Origin of the sequence: Weizmannia acidilactici (genome assembly GCF_008974225.1) — a bacterium.
Taxonomy (GTDB): Bacteria; Bacillota; Bacilli; order Bacillales; family Bacillaceae_C; genus Weizmannia; species Weizmannia acidilactici.
On sequence record NZ_BKZR01000001.1, the window covers coordinates 88,185 to 106,816 of the forward strand.

The following is an 18,632-nucleotide window of genomic DNA, read 5'->3' on the forward strand; positions in this document are numbered from 1 at the left end:
TGTTTGGGGAATATTTTTCCATCACGGAGTTAAGGAGCCACATGGTAAAAGCAGCCCTTGCATAGCTGCGATAAGTATCAGGAAGGAAGTGAAATCATGGATGGGATTCTACCGCTGTGGAAACCGGCAGGGATGACTTCGCATGATTGCGTTTTTAAAATCCGGAAACGATTAAAAATAAAAAAAGTAGGCCACACCGGCACGCTCGACCCGGATGTGGAAGGGGTGCTGCCGGTCTGCATCGGACGAGCAACGAAAATTGCCGAATTTCTCACAGATGCCGGCAAAACGTATGAAGGAGAAGCAACAATCGGTTTTTCAACCACGACGGAAGACGCATCCGGAGAGACGGTAGAAAGAAAAGAAATCACCCGCCCGATCCCCCGTGAAGAAATTTTGGCGGTTTTCGCATCGCTAACCGGCCGCATAACGCAAACGCCCCCAATGTTTTCGGCGGTAAAAGTGAACGGGAAAAGGCTTTATGAGTATGCAAGGCAGGGGATCGAAGTGGAGCGGCCTTCAAGGGAAGTTGAAATTTACAGCCTCGAATTATTGGACCAGCGAGAAATCTTTGAAGGCCCGCTCGTGTCTTTCCGATTTCGCGCATCCTGCAGCAAAGGGACTTATATCCGTACCCTTGCTGTCATGATGGGCGAAAAGCTCGGCTATCCCGCCCATATGTCGAAGCTTTCAAGAACGATGGCGGGGAGTTTTTCAAAGGAACAGTGCTTCACACTTGAAGAGGTCGGTAAGTATGCAGAAGCCGGTATGGCGGAAAAATTGCTTTTCCCGATGGAAGCGGGGCTGAACCATTTGCCGAAATGGGAAATAAGTGATACATTAGCAGAGAAAGTAAAAAACGGCGCAGTATTGGAAAAAGGTGCACATTGGCAAAATGGCGGCGGCATCATGGCATTATTTCACCGCCATAAAATTATGGCAATTTATCAACCCCATCCCAAGCGGCCCGGCTTTATCAAACCGGTAAAAGTGATCAGAAATGATCTTTCAAATTTTTAATATTCCCGCATTCCCTTGTGTGAATCCGGATTTCGCGGGTACAAAAAATTTAACAGAGCCAAACTGAAAAGGGAAAAGGTGAGAAACATTGAAAGTATTGACGGTTCATCATCCCCATTCCTTCCGCCCCGGCGATTTTCCCCCGCTTGCAATCGCTTTGGGCTATTTTGACGGTATCCACCTTGGCCACCAAAAAGTGATCAGGACAGCGAGGGAAATTGCGGAGCAGAACGGCTGGAAAAGCGCGGTAATGACATTCGAGCCCCATCCTTCTGTTGTACTTGGGAAAAAAAAAGAAGGAATCGAATTGATCACACCGCTCGGGGATAAAATCAAATTGATAGAGGCACTCGGCATAGACTATTTATTTATCGTACGGTTTACCTCCAGCTTTGCAAATCTTTTGCCGCAGCAATTTGTCGATCAATATTTGGCCGTGCTGGGGGCCAAACATGTTGTGGCCGGTTTTGACTATACATACGGCAAGTTTGGCAAAGGGAATATGGGAAACCTGCCGGAATACGCAAACGGACGTTTCGCGATTACAACAGTCGGGAAAGTCGTACTTGAAAATTCGGAAGAAAAGGTCAGCTCGACTTTAATTCGGACAAAAATAAGAGAAGGAAAAGTCAGGGACGTGGAACGCTTGCTTGGGCGCTATTATGAAATCAAGGGGGTCGTCGTCCACGGGGAAAAAAGGGGCCGTCAGCTCGGCTTTCCGACCGCAAACATCCAATTGTCCGATCCGTATATGCTTCCCCCGAACGGCGTTTATATTGTGCAAATGATGGTCGGGGATGTCTGGCATAACGGCTTATGCAGCGTCGGGTACAACCCGACTTTCAAAAATCCGGACGAATACGAAAAAACGACTGAAGTGTATTTGCTGGATTTTTCCGAGACGATTTACGGGGAAGAAGTTATTGTCAGGTGGCTTCGACGGATCCGTGAAGAGAAGAAATTTGACCGCGTGGAGGATTTGATTGAGGAAATGAAAAGGGATGAGCAAGCCGCAAGAAGCTACTTTGAAAAATATTGAACTTCCACTTGTGTTTTGGTTTAAAAAGTAGTATTCTATTACAGTAACAGTAACAGGAACCTATGCTTGGCAGTGCGACCCACCGACGCCTGCTCGGCACAAGGGGATTGAAGTTGAGGAGGTGAACAGTATGGCGATTTCAAAAGAACGTAAAAATGAAATCATCAACCAATTTAAAATCCACGAGAACGATACCGGTTCTCCGGAAGTGCAAATTGCTGTATTGACGGAAGAAATCAACAAATTAAACGATCATTTGCGTGTCCATAAAAAAGACCATCATTCCCGCCGCGGTTTGATGAAAATGGTTGGGAGACGGCGTAATTTGTTGACTTATCTGCGCAATAAAGATGTGCAGCGTTACCGTGAATTGATTAACCGGTTAGGCTTGCGCCGATAAATAAAATGCAGGTTGCAAAAAAGCGGGATCATTCCCGCTTTTTTGCAATGTTTATATCTCCCCTTTTCTCCGCCGCCGGATGTATCCGAAGCGCCGCCTGGTTTCTCCTTCCCATCCTGGTGCGGCCTGTACATACATAGCAATACGATTTGATTCTCTAATATGAATCATCACCCCATGCTTATCTTTAGATTGAATGTGAAACAATAGTAAGAAATAAGAAAGGAGAATTTTTTCTATATGGCACAGGACAAACACATATATACGATAGACTGGGCCGGTCGTCCGCTCACTGTGGAAATCGGCCAGCTCGCGAAACAGGCGAACGGCGCCGCACTTGTCCGCTATGGCGAAACCGCTGTCCTCAGTACGGCAACCGCCTCAAAAGAACCGAAAAATGTAGATTTTTTTCCGTTGACGGTAAACTATGAGGAACGCTTATACGCTGTCGGGAAAATCCCGGGCGGTTTCATTAAACGGGAAGGGCGCCCGAGTGAAAAGGCGATCCTTTCAAGCCGTTTGATTGACAGGCCGATCCGCCCGCTGTTCGCCGATGGTTTCCGTAATGAAGTGCAGGTCGTCAGCATGGTGATGAGCGTCGACCAAGATTGCACGCCGGAAATGGCGGCTATGCTTGGTTCCTCTCTTGCGCTGAGCTGCTCGGATATTCCGTTTGAAGGCCCGATTGCCGGCGTCATTGTAGGAAGGGTTGACGGCCGGTTCGTCATTAATCCGACGGTTGAACAGATGGAAAAAAGCGACATCAATTTAACCGTTGCTGGTACAAAAGATGCCATCAACATGGTTGAAGCCGGCGCCAAGGAAGTGCCGGAAGAAGTGATGTTGGAAGCGATCATGTTCGGCCATGAAGAAATTAAACGCCTGATTGAATTCCAAGAAAAAATTATTGCCGAAGTCGGAAAAGAAAAAATGGCTGTGGAACTGTTTGAACTCGATCCGGAACTGGTGGAAAAGGTCAGCTCCATGTGCCGGGAAGACATGGTGAAAGCGATCCAGGTGCATGAAAAGCAGGCCCGCGAAGAGGCGATCAAAGCGGTCAATGACCGGGTGCTTGAGCAGTTTGAGGCTGAGGAAGCCGACGAAGAGACGATAAAACAGATTAAGCAGATTCTGCATGATATCGAAAAAGAGGAAGTCCGTAAGCTGATCACTGTCGATAAAATCCGCCCGGACGGCCGCAAAATCGATGAAATCCGGCCGCTTTCCTCCGAAGTGGGCGTTTTGCCGCGCACGCACGGCTCGGGGCTGTTTACCCGCGGACAGACGCAGGCTTTAAGTGTTTGTACATTGGGCGCTTTAGGTGATGTGCAAATTTTGGATGGACTTGGCATTGAAGAATCGAAGCGCTTTATGCACCATTACAATTTCCCGCCGTTCAGTGTAGGAGAAACCGGGCCGATGAGAGGGCCGGGACGTCGCGAAATCGGGCACGGGGCATTGGGAGAACGCGCCTTGGAACCGGTCATTCCGGATGAAAAAGAGTTCCCGTACACGATCCGGCTTGTTTCTGAAGTTTTGGAGTCGAACGGTTCCACTTCGCAGGCAAGCATCTGCGCTTCCACCCTTGCAATGATGGATGCCGGGATTCCGATTAAAGCACCTGTTGCCGGGATTGCAATGGGGCTTGTCAAAAATGGGGAGCATTATACGATTCTAACGGATATCCAGGGTATGGAAGACCATCTTGGTGACATGGACTTTAAAGTTGCCGGGACCGCAAAAGGCGTTACTGCGCTACAAATGGATATTAAAATCGACGGATTGTCAAGGAAAATTTTGGAAGAGGCGCTGCAGCAAGCCAGAAAAGGCAGGATGCAGATTCTCGATCATATGATGTCGACAATATCGGAAACGCGTGACCATCTGTCCATCTATGCACCGAAAATTTTAACGATGACGATCAATCCGGATAAAATCAGGGATGTCATTGGGCCGAGCGGCAAACAAATCAATAAGATTATCGACGAGACAGGCGTCAAAATCGATATTGAACAGGATGGCACGATCTTTATATCGTCAACGGACGAAGAAGCAAACAACAAAGCGAAGAAAATCATCGAAGACATCGTCCGCGAAGTGGTTGTCGGCCAGGTTTACCTTGGCAAAGTGAAACGGATCGAAAAATTTGGTGCGTTTGTTGAAATTTTTAATGGGAAAGACGGCCTTGTCCATATTTCGGAACTTGCGGAAGAACGCGTGCGCAGAGTGGAAGACGTCGTCAAAATCGGCGATGAAATTTTGGTGAAAGTGACGGAAATTGACAGTCACGGCCGCATCAACTTATCCCGCAAAGCGGTATTAAAAGAACAGCGCGAGAAAAAAGAGCATAAACCGCGATGAAAGTCAGGGAACCCTGGCTTTTTTTATTTGTGCTGCGCCTCCGTTCTACGTCTCCCTTTTTTTTCATATTTTTTAAAAGAAGGGGGAAAATAACGTGAATAAAGCAAAACACTTGATTGCAGTTGCCTTGATTGCTATTCTAGCATTGTTGCTTGTGGAAAATCCGCTGTCGGACCAATACATACGTGAACGCCCTGCCATTACGGCACAGCAAAATCAGTTATATGCAAAAATTGAACAAGCCGCAAAACGTTATTCCCGCCCTCCTGAAAATGCGCGGATTGATCCGGTTTGGAAGGCGATTCCCGGCTACAACGGAGTAGAAGTGGATAAAAGGGCATCTTACGAAAAAATGAAGAAAGACGGGCGTTATGATGAACGTAAGTTGGTGTTTAAGCAGATTCCCCCGGCCATCCACTTAAAAGACCTGGACGCCGCCCCTGTCTATACGGGAAACCCGGACAAACCGATGGTCGCATTTTTGATCAATGTTGCCTGGGGAAACGAATATTTGCCGGATATGCTAAAAACTTTAAAAAAGTACAATGTCCATGCTACTTTTTTCTTAGAGGGAAGATGGGCAAAAGAAAATCCGCATCTTGCCAATATGATTGTAAGCGGGGGGCATGAAATCGGAAACCATTCCTATACCCACCCCGATTTAAAAACTTTATCGGCAGCCCAGGTCAGAAAACAGTTGGAACAGACGAACCGCGTCATTGAAGCGATAACAGGAGAAAAAGTGAAATGGTTTGCACCGCCAAGCGGGAGTTACCGGGATGAAGTCGTGAAGCTCGCAAAGTCTATGGATATGGGGACGATCATGTGGACGGTCGATACGATCGATTGGCAAAAACCGGCTCCCGATGTGATTGTCCAGCGCGTTATTTCCGAAGCGCGCGGCGGTTCGCTGATCTTAATGCATCCAACCGCTTCAACGGCAAAAGCGCTGGAACCGATGATATTGCAGTTAAAAAAGAAAAATTTAAAAATCAGCACCGTTTCAAAAGTGCTTGACGAAGAAAGAATCATTAAAAGTGAAGATGGAAAATTTATAAGCGGTGAAAATGAACGCCGCTCCAGTTCTGGAAATTTTGACAGCGACTGAAATGCATGAGCAGGGAGGCACATACATGATCCAGAAATACACTTGCAAAAACGGCTTAAGGATTGTGCTTGAAGAGATTCCAACCGTCCGTTCGGTTGCAATCGGCATTTGGATCGGCACGGGCTCGAGAAATGAAAATGAAAAAAACAACGGGATTTCCCATTTCCTTGAGCATATGTTTTTCAAAGGGACAGAAAAAAGAAGCGCGAAGGACATTGCAGAAGCCTTCGATTCGATCGGCGGCCAGGTGAATGCTTTTACCTCGAAAGAATATACCTGCTATTATGCAAAAGTACTTGATACGCATGCGCCGATTGCGCTCGATTTATTGGCGGATATGTTCTTCCACTCCACCTTTTCGGAAAAGGAAATGGAACGCGAAAAAAGTGTCGTCAATGAAGAAATCAAAATGTATGAAGATACGCCGGATGATATTGTCCATGATTTGCTCGGCAAGGCTGTATACGGGGACCACCCGCTTGGCTATCCGATTTTAGGGACGGAAGAGACGCTGGCATTGTTTACGAGCGATGACCTCCACCAATACGTTTATGATATGTACACGCCTGACCGTGTTGTCATATCGGTTGCCGGGAATGTCGGTCCGTCGTTTATCAAAGACATCGAAGCGCTTTTCGGATCATACGAGGGCGGAAATGTGAAACGCCGGGGCGAGGCGGCGGTATTCCATACGAATGACCTTGCGCGCAAAAAGGAAACGGAACAGGCCCATTTATGTTTAGGGTTTGAAGGAAAGACGATCGGCAGCGAAGATATTTACGATTTGATCGTATTGAATAATATTCTGGGCGGCAGCATGTCCTCCAGGCTTTTCCAAAATGTGCGCGAACAGCGGGGGCTTGCATATTCCGTATACTCTTACCACACTGCTTATAAAGACAGCGGCATTTTAACGATTTACGGCGGAACAGGCGCATCTCAGCTGGACGAACTTTTTGACACTGTACTGGAAACGCTCAAGACGCTGAAAACAAAAGGAGTAACGGAAAAAGAAGTGCAGAACAGCAAAGAACAGTTAAAGGGGAGCCTGATGCTCAGCCTGGAAAGCACAAACAGCAGGATGAGTCGCAACGGGAAAAATGAACTGCTCCTGAAAAAGCACCGCTCGCTTGATGAAATGATTGAGCAGATTGACCGCGTGACGGTGGAAAAAGTGAATGCCTGCGCGCGGCAAATTTTCTCGGACCGCTATTCGGCGTCACTCATCAGTCCGGACGGAAAATTGCCGGGCCGCCTTTCTTAAAACCGGCATATCCCTCCCCTGTTGGACATAAAATGGAAACAGTCCATCTAGAAAGAAGGGGAAATATGCGGCTCAGCGAACTAAGCGGCAAGGAAATGGTCGATTTTAAAAAAGCGGAGCGGCTCGGGGTATTGGGGCAGACCGACCTGGAAATTGATGAAAAATCCGGGAAAGTCGAGACCCTGATTATTCCGGTCGGAAGGCGTTTTAGGAAACAGGCGTACGAAATCCGTGTTCCGTGGAACCGGATCCGGACAATCGGCGCGGACATGATTATTTTGGAGGTTCCTGAAAACCAATACAGTTATTAAAAGGCAAAGAAAAGCGCCGGGGTTTTCCCGGCTTTTTTCTTTGCCTTTTTTCACAGAAACCATGCCCGTGTCATAAGATATGGGGAAATCACCCAATGATCATTCACAAAAGAAGGTGAAGCCGTTGTTGACAGGACTGCAAATTGCGATTATTGGCGGGGATGCGCGCCAACTGGAAGTGATCCGTAAACTGGCGGATCTGGACGCGAGAATCTCACTAATCGGTTTTGAACAGCTGGATTTTGTATATTCCGGCGTCACAAAAGAGAAATTTAAAGACATCAATTTTGCCGAAATGGACTGTATCATTTTACCGATTACTGGAACTGCCGGCGACGGGAAAATAGAATTAATTTTTTCGAACGAAGAGGTCGTTTTGACGGAAGATATTTTGGTGGAAACACCACCGTATTTCACGATATATACCGGCATCAGCAATGAATATTTGAATCAGCTTGCCAAAAAAGCGGATCGCCGCCTCGTCAAATTGTTCGAGCGGGATGATGTCGCGATTTACAACTCCATCCCTACTGTTGAAGGGACAATCATGATGGCGATCCGGCATACCGAATTCACGATTCACGGCTCCAATGTCGCCGTCCTTGGTCTGGGAAGGGTCGGCATGAGCATTGCGAGAGCTTTTCATCACCTCGGGGCCCGTGTCAAAGTCGGTGCGAGAAAAAGCGAGAATTTGGCCAGGATTACGGAAATGGGGCTTAAACCGTTCCATTTGAAACAGCTGGAGCAGGAAGTGAAAGATATCGACATCTGTATCAATACGATTCCGCACCTTATCGTCAATGCTTCGGTGATTCAAAAAATGCCGGCGCATACGCTCATTCTTGATATTGCTTCAAAACCGGGGGGCACGGATTTCCGATATGCCGAAAAGCGCGGTATTAAAGCATTGCTCGCGCCGAGCCTGCCGGGGATTGTTGCGCCGAAAACAGCCGGCCGGATTCTCGGAAATGTCCTTGCGCAGCTGATTGAAGAAGATGTATTAAAAAGAAAGGAGTCTTTATGATGGGTTTGAAAGGAAAAAGAATCGGGTTTGGATTAACCGGTTCCCACTGCACTTACCAGGCCGTTTTCCCGGAAATAGAGAAACTCGTGGCGGCAGGGGCGGAAGTCATTCCAGTTGTGACGCACACAGTCAAAACAACGGACACGAGATTCGGCAAGGGATCGGAATGGGTGGAAAAAATCGAAAAGATAACCGGCCGTAAAGCAATTGATTCAATCGTTGAGGCTGAGCCGCTCGGGCCAAGCATTCCGCTCGACTGTATGGTCATTGCGCCGCTGACCGGTTTTACAATGAGCAAACTCGCCAATGCCTTGACGGATTCGCCCGTATTGATGGCCGCAAAAGCTGCGCTCAGAAATTTGAAGCCTGTCGTGCTCGGCATATCGACAAATGATGCATTGGGATTAAACGGTGTCAATTTGATGCGGCTGATGGCAACGAAAAACATCTATTTTATTCCTTACGGCCAGGATGACCCCGACAAAAAGCCGAACTCGATGGTTGCGAGGATGTCGAGCCTGCTTGACACCGTTTCGCTGGCGCTTGAGGGCAAACAAATCCAGCCCGTCATTATCGAGCGCTTCCGCGACGGGAAATGATCAATGTACGGAAACTGAGCGGAAAAATAAAAAAATTAACACGGCACAGCAAGACATGTGATACAATAAAAGCTATAAAGATGAATTAGGTTTTGTATCTGGAAGGGGAATGCTGAATGGCGAATACAGCAGGTTATCACGTAGCAGTTGTCGGTGCAACCGGTGCAGTCGGCCAGCAAATGGTCCAAACATTGGAAAACAGGAATTTTCCAATTAAAAAATTAACGCTTTTATCTTCCTCACGCTCCGCCGGTAAAAAAATGGCCTTTAAAGGTGAAGAAATTACAGTACAGGAAGCGGTGCCTGAAAGCTTTGAAGGAGTGGACATCGCCCTATTCAGCGCGGGGGGAAGCGTCTCGAAAAAATTTGCGCCTGAAGCTGTAAAGCGCGGTGCCATTGTCATAGATAACACGAGTGCATTCCGTATGGAAAAAGATGTGCCACTCGTCGTACCGGAAGTAAACGAAGAAGATATTAAAAAACATAACGGCATCATTGCCAACCCAAATTGTTCAACGATCCAGATGGTCGTGGCGCTGGAACCGATCCGCAAACAGTTTGGCCTGAAACGGGTCATCGTTTCCACTTATCAGGCGGTATCCGGCTCGGGGGCGGCCGCGGTCAGGGAACTGAATGAGCAGACGAAAACATTGCTCGAAGGCGGGTATTATGAGCCGCAGGTGCTGCCGGTTAAAGGCGATAAAAAGCATTTCCAAATTGCTTTTAATGCCATTCCACAAATTGACGTGTTTACGGAGAACGGCTTTACATTTGAAGAAATGAAAATGATCAACGAAACGAAAAAAATTATGCATATGCCGGAGTTAAAAGTATCCGCAACATGTGTGCGCATTCCTGTCGCTACCGGCCATTCGGAATCTGTTTATTTTGAAACCGAAAAAGAAGGCGTAACGGTAAAGCATATCCAGGAAGTACTGGAGCCGGCACCGGGTGTTGTGCTGGAAGACAAACCGGAAGAGCAAATTTATCCAATGGCGATCAATGCGGTTGGCAAATATGACACTTTTGTCGGGCGGATCCGCAAAGATCCGGATGAAAGCAACGGATTCCACATGTGGGTTGTTTCGGACAATCTGCTGAAAGGGGCCGCCTGGAATTCCGTGCAAATTGCGGAAAGCCTCATCAAGCTTGGACTCATTTAATTGTACGCAAGTTAGGCTAACCATTTTGCGGCTTAGGTGATAAGATAAAGAGGAAGCAAAGTTTCCGAATGATGCCGGGTTTTTTGCATAAGGCCCAGTTTGCCGGGTATTCCATAAAAAGCAGGCAAGACATTCCCTGTTAAAGAGTGTGGGGTAGGATTCTGCGCTTTGCCGGCAGAGCAGTAAACTGCACGGGGCCATAAAACCGGGCGATTTGCCAAGTAAATCACACCCGCTATATGCTGGAATAGTTGCTCTTATTCTTAAGTTGACGATAGAGGTGTTCATAATTGAAATTAATTGTCCAAAAATTCGGCGGTACATCCGTACGGGACCATGATGCAAGAATGCATGCCAAACACCATGTGGAAAAGGCGCTTGAAGAAGGCTATAAAGTGGTCGTTGTTGTTTCCGCGATGGGCCGTAAAGGCGAGCCGTATGCAACAGACACGCTTCTGTCTCTCGTCGGCGCATCCGAAACGCTTTTAAACAGGCGCGAACAGGATTTGCTTTTGTCCACCGGCGAAATTATCTCAAGCCTTGTGTTTACCAATATGTTAAAGGCGCACGGCATAAAAGCCTGCGCCCTGACCGGTGCCCAAGCAGGCTTTCGCACAAACGCCGAGCACACAAATGCAAAGATCATTGACATGAAGTGTGACCGTGTGCTGCGTGAATTGGAGGATCATGATGTAGTTGTGGTTGCCGGGTTCCAGGGGGCGGCAAAAAACGGTGATGTTACAACGCTCGGACGCGGAGGCAGCGATACATCCGCAGCTGCGCTTGGGGCGGCGCTCCATGCTGAGTGGATTGATATCTTTACCGATGTGGAAGGCATTATGACAGCCGATCCGCGCATTGCCGAAAACGCGCGAAAACTTCCGGTTGTTACCTATAACGAAGTTTGCAATATGGCGTATCAGGGGGCGAAAGTGATCCACCCGCGCGCTGTTGAAATCGCGATGCAGTCAAAAGTACCGATCCGCATCCGCTCCACCTATTCTGATGATGTCGGAACGCTTGTAACATCTTTAAACCACCGCCAGAAAGTCGGAACTGATATAAGGGAGCGGACGGTTACAGGGATTGCGCACGTATCAAATATCTCACAGGTGAAAGTCTTTGCCAAAGACGGCCAGTACGACCTGCAGACGGTTGTATTCAAAGCGATGGCGGCGGAAAATATCAGCGTCGATTTTATCAATATTTCTCCAAACAGCGTCGTTTATACGATTTCGGAGGATGTGGCAGATCGTGCCGAAGCGGTGTTAAAAAAATTGGGGCACAAGCCGATCATTGAGCGGAACTGTGCCAAGGTGTCGATTGTCGGCGCAGGTATCGCAGGAGTGCCGGGCGTAACGTATAAGATTGTTTCGGCACTGTCCGAAAAAGGGATCCGTATTTTGCAGTCCGCCGACAGCCATACAACGATTTGGGTGCTCGTGATGCAGAAAGATCTCGTCGCTGCTGTAAACGCCCTTCATGATGCATTTAATTTGGAAAGTGAAACATACAATATCCAAGCGTAAAATTTTGGCAAGTTTCCTTGCCGATACAGTTTCAAAGGCTGCGGCGATTGCAGCCGGATGAAGGAGTGTAAGTATGAGTCGTTTCGGAAGAGTTTCAACCGCAATGGTTACGCCTTTTGACCATAAGGGGAATCTGGATTTGCAGAAGGCAGCCCAGCTTGTCAATTATTTGATTGAAAACGGGACAGAATCACTTGTCGTTGCCGGGACAACGGGAGAATCTCCGACATTGTCCCCTGAAGAAAAAATTGCGCTTTTCAAGCAGGTTGTGAAAGCTGCAGGCGGCCGTGTACCGGTGATTGCGGGGACAGGAAGCAACAACACATATGCTTCGATCGAATTGACAAAAAGGGCGGAAGAATGCGGTGTGGACGCCGTGATGGCTGTGGGCCCGTATTACAATAAACCGAATCAGGCCGGTATGTATGCGCATTTCAAAGCGATTGCCGAGTCCACAAGCCTTCCTGTCGTCATTTACAATATCCCGGGCAGGTCGGTTGTCAATATCGAACCGGAAACCATCATTGAGCTTTCCCAAATTCCAAATATCGTTGCGGTAAAAGAGGCGAGCGGGAATTTGGATGCGATGGCGCAAATCATTGCCCACACTCCGGATGATTTTGATTTGTACAGCGGGGATGACGGCCTGACAATTCCGGTGCTTTCAATCGGCGGTTCCGGGGTCATTTCTGTTGCTTCCCATGTTGCTGGGCCGGAAATGCAGGAGATGGTGCAGGCCTTTTTGGCCGGGAATGTGCGAAAAGCCGCCCAATTGCATCAAAAGCTGCTTCCGCTGATGCGCGGCTTATTTAAGGCGCCGAATCCGGTGCCGGTAAAAACAGCCCTGCAAATCAAAGGGCTGGATGTTGGCGGTGTACGCCTGCCGCTTGTCCCGTTGACAAAAGAAGAGCGGGAGCAAATCCACCGCCTGCTGGATGATCTCCGGCGGTAGAAGTACAGGGTTGTCCCAAAAGTCAGTAATTGACTGGGGGCGTCCCTTTTTTTATGCATTGAGATAACGTGACATTCGCGAGACTCCAGCGGGAATAGTAAGCCAGGCGAGCCTCCCCGTGCCGGGATAACTAACGAGAGAGAGCTCGCGGATGCCGCGGAAATCGTGCTAAGCGAATTTCATGCCTAGATATCGTTCTATGATGTAAAAATGTTTCGCTGCCAAATGTCGAGCTTGTGAATAATTTGTCGATTGAAATATCCTCTCCTGTTCATTGACCAAATATGCCCTTTTCGGTTAAGCTATACATAAGAGAAAGGAACGGACAGTATTTTATGATTGGGCAACAGCGCCCGTTTGGATAGGTTTTGGGACGGTACAATTGAATAATCGGTGCTAGCTTTTATACGGACGGCCATTGGGCTTTTTTGAAACGGAAGATGGCGCAGAGCCAGTCGCTTATTTTTTTATGCCGTAAAATAGAGCCGAAAGTGGCGCGGACGAATAAACAGGCCCGGTAATCCTATAATCTATCGGTAATAGAAGATGATTCCTGCTCTGCAATTTTTTTGGACAACATGGGAGGAATAGTGATTTGTTTAAAGGAAAAAATGATCCAATAAAGGTTATTCCTTTAGGAGGAATTGGAGAAGTCGGAAAGAATTTGTATGTGGTGGAAATCGGCCATGATATTTTTGTGCTCGATGCGGGCCTGATGTTTCCGGAGGATGAAATGCTCGGCATTGACATCGTCATTCCGGATTTTAGCTATTTACTTGAAAATAAGCACCGCATCAAAGGCATTTTTTTGACGCACGGCCACGAAGATGCCATCGGGGCCCTTCCTTACATCCTGATGAAACTGCATGTGCCTGTTTATGCAACGAAGCTGACCATCGCGCTTGCGAGAGAAAAAGTAAAAGAAGTCAGATTGAAAAAGAATATCCTATTTACGGAAGTCGATGCGGACAGCGTCTTGCATTTTGATTCGGCGGATATCCGCTTTTTCAAAACTACGCACAGCATTCCGGATTCTGTCGGGATTTGTATTTCAACACCGGAAGGGAATATCGTCTACACGGGCGATTTTAAATTTGACCAGGAAGTTACCGGCCATTACCGTTCGGATATCGGGAAAATGGCGAAAATCGGCGAAGAGGGTGTGCTGCTTTTGTTGTCAGACAGCACTGAAGCGGAACATCCAGGTTTTACCACCCATGAGTCGGCTGTTGCTGAAGAAATTACAAATGCTTTCTATGAAGCGAAAGGCAGAATCATTGTAGCCAGCTTTGCTTCAAACTTAATCAGGGTTCAGCAAATCCTGGATGCGGCGCATATCACGGGCCGTAAAGTCGCTTTTGTAGGAAATTATTTAGAAAAAATATATAAAATTGCTTTAAAATTAGGATATTTAAAAACGCAGACAGAAGACCTCATTATTCCTGTGCAAGATATTTCGAAATACCGTGATGATGAGCTCGCGATATTGACGACGGGCAGCCAGGGCGAGCCGTTTTTGGTACTGCAGAAAATGGCGAAGAAAGCCCATAAGCAGATTAACATCCAAAAAGGGGATACCGTATTATTGGCGACAACACCTTCCCCGGGATTGGAACTATTTATGACAAAAACGATTGATATGCTGTACCGCGCCGGCGCCGAAGTTTACTCGAGCAAACGGAAAATCCATGTGACAGGGCACGGCTGCCAGGAAGATTTAAAACTGATGCTGAATCTGATGAAGCCGAAATTTTTTGTGCCGATCCAGGGGGAATACAGAAGCTTGTACGCCCATGCAAAACTGGCGCATCAAATCGGCATTCCGAAAGAATCAGTCATGATTTCAAGCAATGGTGAAGTGCTGGAATATAAGCACGGAAAATTTTCGGCCAGCGGGCGGGTTGCTTCTGGCAATATTTTAATTGACGGGATCGGCGTCGGCGATGTCGGCAATATTGTGCTGCGCGATCGCCGCTTATTGTCCCAGGACGGCATTTTAATAGTCGTCGTCACACTTGATAATAAACATAAAAAAATTGCCGCCGGGCCTGAAATTATTTCGCGCGGGTTTGTATATGTACGCGAATCCGAGAAATTAATCAGCGACTCGGCAAGCCTCGTAAAAGAAGTGGTGGAACAAAATACATCCAAAGATTCGTTTGACTGGACGAGTATTAAACAGGATATCCGCGACCATCTCAGCTCATTTTTGTACGAACAAACGAAAAGGCGCCCGATGATTTTGCCGATTATTATGGAAGTCTGAAGGGCCGGCCCCGCTTTCAAGAAACCGATGCGGGGCTGTTTTGTTGAATGAAAATGCTTCAGAAGCAAATAATAAGGCGGAAAGGCGTTTATGCCCTTACATTAATAATTAAAGGGGTTAAAAAAATGAGCGATGAGCAATTGCCGAATAAAGAAGAACGGAAAGAAGAAAACCAATCTTCCACGCTTGTTGAAAAAATCCAGCAGCTCGGCCAGACAAATGTTCCGCAGCTGCCGCAGGATTCTAATATCCACTGCCTGACCATTGTCGGCCAGATTGAAGGGCATCTGCAGCTTCCGCCCCAAAATAAAACGACAAAATATGAACACATCATTCCCCAGCTTGTAGCCATTGAACAAAACCCGAAAATTGAAGGGCTTTTGGTGATCCTCAATACAGTTGGTGGGGATGTGGAAGCAGGGCTGGCGATTTCCGAAATGCTCGCTTCCATGTCGAAACCGACTGTATCCATCGTGCTGGGCGGTGGGCATTCGATCGGCGTCCCGATCGCCGTATCGTGCCGGTATTCTTTCATCGCGGAAACCGCCACGATGACCATTCACCCGATCCGGCTGACCGGCCTTGTCATCGGTGTTCCGCAAACATTCGAATATTTGGATAAAATGCAGGAAAGGGTCATTAAGTTTGTCACGCGTCATTCAAAAGTGGACGAAGAAGTTTTTAAAGATTTAATGTTTGCAAAAGGAAACCTGACAAGGGATATTGGAACGAATATTGTCGGCCAGGAGGCGGTCAAGTACGGGCTGATTGATGAAGTGGGCGGCATCGGCAAAGCTTTGGAAAAATTAAACAGCCTCATTGAAACAATGCGGAACAAAAAAGAGGGGCTGATCCAATGATTCTCCATACGATGATGCCACATGAACTCATGTTTCCGGAAGAAGCGGGCTTTAGCCATTTTGAAACGTTAAATGTCCAAGGCGTTCCGGTTTTGGCCGAGCAGCTGGATGAAGGGTACCGGATTGTCAGAATCCTCAGCACGAATCCGTATGATTTCCTGCGGCCGGGATTGGCCCCTGGAAATGTGGTCCGGCATGCTGGGTTTTAAAACAAAACTGATATGGGATATGCTATAATATGTACAAGAAAAGCAGCCGCCATTGGCTGCTTTCTTACCATAGGTATCCGGGTATTTTTTTACGGAAAAATTTCGTTTGACTTGTTGAAGGTGATGAAATGGCAAAAAAGAAGAGGCGCAGAAGGAAAAAAGCGGCTGAACAAATAAAAATAGATTTAAAGTTTGAGTTAATCGGTCTCATTATCTTCGTGCTGGGCATTTTTACGCTGTATGACATCGGCAAAACAGGGACCACTTTCATCCTGTTGTTCCGCTTTTTTTTCGGCCAGCTGTACTGGATTGCCGTTTGCGGCCTGATGGTTCTTTCCGGTTATTTGATGATTAAAAGGGAGTGGCCGAAATTTTTCTGCGTCCGCATAACCGGGTTTTATCTATTATTTGCCGGCACCCTCCTTTATTTTCACGTGCGGCTCATCGAAGCTTTAGCCAATGCGCATGAATTATCCGGAAACAGTGTGATCATGAATACGCTCGGCATATGGCATAAAGATGAACAAGTTTGGTGGCAAATTGTGCTCGGGAGGGATGTGCACGGCAATCTCTTCGGCACCCGGCTTGGCGGCGGCATGACGGGCGCGGTTTTATACGCGGCATCGCATTTTTTATTCGATGCACTCGGGACAAAAATCCTCTGTGTTGTGCTTGTAATGATTGCCTTCATGTTCTTGACCGGCAAACCGCTCAGCCCGTTATTGGAAAAATCGCTGGAAAATCTCTATGCATTTTTCAGGAAACAATGGGCACAATCTAAAGAGGAATTTTCAAATTGGAAGGATGGAAAAAGGAAAAAGAAAGAGAAAAAGCGGCAGAAAGAGCAGGCGCAGCAAAGCGGTTCTGTCCCTTCCAAAATACAAGAGGGAGGAAACGGGCAGCAGGCTGCGGTCATTGAAGAAACCCCCCCGCCGATTATTTCAAGTTTTACGGAACAATATGAAGGGGAAACCGGGCAGCCGGATCAGCAGGTTCATGAAGCGCCTATTGAAGAAACGGATGAGGATCATTCCCCTCCTATAAAGTTTACGGAATATGAAAATGAAGACTACCAATTGCCGCCTATTACGTTATTAAAAAGGCCGCGGGCTGCGGACCAAAGCAGCGAGTATAAAGCCATCCATGCAAACGCGGCAAAACTTGAGCGAACGTTCCAAAGCTTCGGGGTAAAAGCGCGTGTCACACAGGTACATTTGGGTCCTGCCGTTACAAAATACGAAGTGCATCCAGATGTGGGTGTAAAAGTAAGCAAAATTGTCAGCCTGAGCGACGATATCGCTTTGGCCCTTGCTGCAAAAGATATCCGCATGGAAGCGCCGATCCCTGGGAAATCGGCGATCGGGATCGAAGTGCCGAACAGGGAAGTTGCCGTCGTGTCGTTAAGGGAAGTGCTAGAAGGAAAAGAAAACAATCCGGCATTAAAACTTCAAATTGCTTTAGGGCGCGACATCACGGGACAGGCGGTTTTGGCCGAATTGAACAAAATGCCCCACCTGCTTGTTGCGGGCGCTACAGGAAGCGGGAAAAGCGTGTGCATCAACGGCATTATTACCAGCATTTTAATGCGTGCCAAACCGCATGAAGTAAAGCTGATGATGATTGACCCGAAGATGGTGGAGCTGAATGTATACAACGGCGTCCCGCATTTGCTGGCGCCTGTTGTCACGAACCCGAAACGGGCTTCCCAGGCGCTGAAGAAAGTCGTCAATGAAATGGAGCGCAGGTATGAGCTGTTTTCGCATACAGGAACGCGCAATATTGAAGGGTACAACGACCATATGAAAAAAATCAATATCGAAACCGGGGACAAGCAGCCGCTTCTGCCATATATCGTCGTGATTATTGACGAACTGGCCGACTTGATGATGGTGGCATCAGGCGATGTCGAAGACTCGATCACAAGACTGTCACAAATGGCGCGGGCTGCCGGCATCCATCTCATTATTGCAACCCAGCGGCCGTCCGTTGACGTCATTACTGGCGTCATCAAAGCCAATATTCCGTCCAGGATTGCCTTTGCGGTTTCATCAGCAACTGACTCGAGGACGATTTTGGATATGGGCGGTGCCGAAAAACTGCTCGGAAGGGGCGATATGCTTTTCCTCCCGGTGGGCGCTTCCAAGCCGATCCGCGTGCAGGGCGCATTCCTTTCCGACGAGGAAGTTGAAGAGGTCGTTGATTTTGTTATATCCCAACAAAAAGCCCAGTACCAGGAAGAAATGATTCCGGAAGAGAACCAGGATCAGCCGGATGATTTTGAAGATGAGCTGTATGATGATGCCGTCCTCTTAATCTCGGAAATGCAGACCGCATCCGTTTCTATGCTGCAAAGGCGTTTCCGGATCGGCTATACAAGGGCGGCAAGGCTGATCGATGCGATGGAAGCGAGAGGTGTAGTCGGGCCGTATGAAGGGAGCAAACCACGTGCCGTTTTAATCCCAAAACCGTCGGAAGAACAAAGCTCGTGATGCATTTTATTCCCTATCCGGACGCTATCCGAATGATA

At 47.6% G+C, this 18,632-nt stretch carries 16 protein-coding genes; all 16 read left to right on the forward strand.

What is annotated here, in order from left to right; all coding sequences use genetic code 11:
- Window positions 1-96 precede the first annotated feature (96 nt).
- The 16 genes from truB to GBH70_RS00535 all read left to right on the forward strand — a co-directional run bounded on the left by truB (window position 97) and on the right by GBH70_RS00535 (window position 18,594).
- Complete coding sequence (truB, locus tag GBH70_RS00460; protein ID WP_151679173.1) at window positions 97-1,020, forward strand: tRNA pseudouridine(55) synthase TruB; 924 nt, start codon at window positions 97-99, stop codon at window positions 1,018-1,020.
- A gap of 88 nt (window positions 1,021-1,108) precedes the next feature.
- Entirely contained in the window at window positions 1,109-2,059 is a 951-nt protein-coding gene (gene ribF, locus GBH70_RS00465; protein WP_151679174.1) for a riboflavin biosynthesis protein RibF, read from the forward strand.
- A gap of 130 nt (window positions 2,060-2,189) precedes the next feature.
- Window positions 2,190-2,459, forward strand: coding sequence for a 30S ribosomal protein S15 (gene rpsO / locus GBH70_RS00470; protein ID WP_151679175.1), 270 nt, complete (start codon window positions 2,190-2,192; stop codon window positions 2,457-2,459).
- A 240-nt stretch (window positions 2,460-2,699) separates the two neighbouring features.
- Window positions 2,700-4,820, forward strand: coding sequence for a polyribonucleotide nucleotidyltransferase (gene pnp / locus GBH70_RS00475; protein WP_151679176.1), 2,121 nt, complete (start codon window positions 2,700-2,702; stop codon window positions 4,818-4,820).
- A gap of 94 nt (window positions 4,821-4,914) precedes the next feature.
- Window positions 4,915-5,928, forward strand: coding sequence for a polysaccharide deacetylase family protein (locus GBH70_RS00480; protein WP_151679177.1), 1,014 nt, complete (start codon window positions 4,915-4,917; stop codon window positions 5,926-5,928).
- A gap of 25 nt (window positions 5,929-5,953) precedes the next feature.
- Window positions 5,954-7,192: a M16 family metallopeptidase gene (locus GBH70_RS00485; RefSeq protein ID WP_151679178.1), complete on the forward strand. Its 1,239-nt coding sequence runs from the start codon at window positions 5,954-5,956 to the stop codon at window positions 7,190-7,192.
- 65 nt (window positions 7,193-7,257) lie between these two features.
- The gene (locus GBH70_RS00490; RefSeq protein ID WP_151679179.1) at window positions 7,258-7,503 is read left to right on the forward strand and encodes a YlmC/YmxH family sporulation protein; all 246 of its coding nucleotides are present in this window, start codon (window positions 7,258-7,260) and stop codon (window positions 7,501-7,503) included.
- A gap of 124 nt (window positions 7,504-7,627) precedes the next feature.
- Complete coding sequence (gene dpaA / locus GBH70_RS00495) at window positions 7,628-8,527, forward strand: dipicolinic acid synthetase subunit A (RefSeq protein ID WP_151679180.1); 900 nt, start codon at window positions 7,628-7,630, stop codon at window positions 8,525-8,527.
- On the forward strand, window positions 8,527-9,126 hold the full coding sequence (locus GBH70_RS00500) for a dipicolinate synthase subunit B (RefSeq protein WP_151679181.1): 600 nt from the start codon (window positions 8,527-8,529) through the stop codon (window positions 9,124-9,126). Before dpaA ends, GBH70_RS00500 begins: the two co-directional genes overlap by 1 nt.
- Window positions 9,127-9,242: 116 nt before the next feature.
- On the forward strand, window positions 9,243-10,289 hold the full coding sequence (gene asd / locus GBH70_RS00505; protein WP_151679182.1) for an aspartate-semialdehyde dehydrogenase: 1,047 nt from the start codon (window positions 9,243-9,245) through the stop codon (window positions 10,287-10,289).
- A 290-nt stretch (window positions 10,290-10,579) separates the two neighbouring features.
- A complete protein-coding gene (gene dapG, locus GBH70_RS00510; protein ID WP_151679183.1) occupies window positions 10,580-11,818 on the forward strand; it encodes an aspartate kinase in 1,239 nt (412 codons plus the stop codon).
- 73 nt (window positions 11,819-11,891) lie between these two features.
- Window positions 11,892-12,770 carry a 4-hydroxy-tetrahydrodipicolinate synthase gene (dapA, locus tag GBH70_RS00515; protein WP_151679184.1) on the forward strand — a complete coding sequence of 293 codons (879 nt, stop codon included), beginning with the start codon at window positions 11,892-11,894 and terminating at the stop codon, window positions 12,768-12,770.
- 595 nt (window positions 12,771-13,365) lie between these two features.
- Window positions 13,366-15,036: a ribonuclease J gene (locus GBH70_RS00520; RefSeq protein ID WP_151679185.1), complete on the forward strand. Its 1,671-nt coding sequence runs from the start codon at window positions 13,366-13,368 to the stop codon at window positions 15,034-15,036.
- 125 nt (window positions 15,037-15,161) lie between these two features.
- Complete coding sequence (locus GBH70_RS00525) at window positions 15,162-15,896, forward strand: ClpP family protease (RefSeq protein WP_151679186.1); 735 nt, start codon at window positions 15,162-15,164, stop codon at window positions 15,894-15,896.
- A complete protein-coding gene (locus GBH70_RS00530; protein ID WP_151679187.1) occupies window positions 15,893-16,105 on the forward strand; it encodes a YlzJ-like family protein in 213 nt (70 codons plus the stop codon). The genes GBH70_RS00525 and GBH70_RS00530 overlap by 4 nt, the downstream gene beginning before the upstream one ends.
- 128 nt (window positions 16,106-16,233) lie before the next feature.
- Window positions 16,234-18,594, forward strand: coding sequence for a DNA translocase FtsK (locus GBH70_RS00535; RefSeq protein ID WP_151679188.1), 2,361 nt, complete (start codon window positions 16,234-16,236; stop codon window positions 18,592-18,594).
- Window positions 18,595-18,632 lie beyond the last annotated feature (38 nt).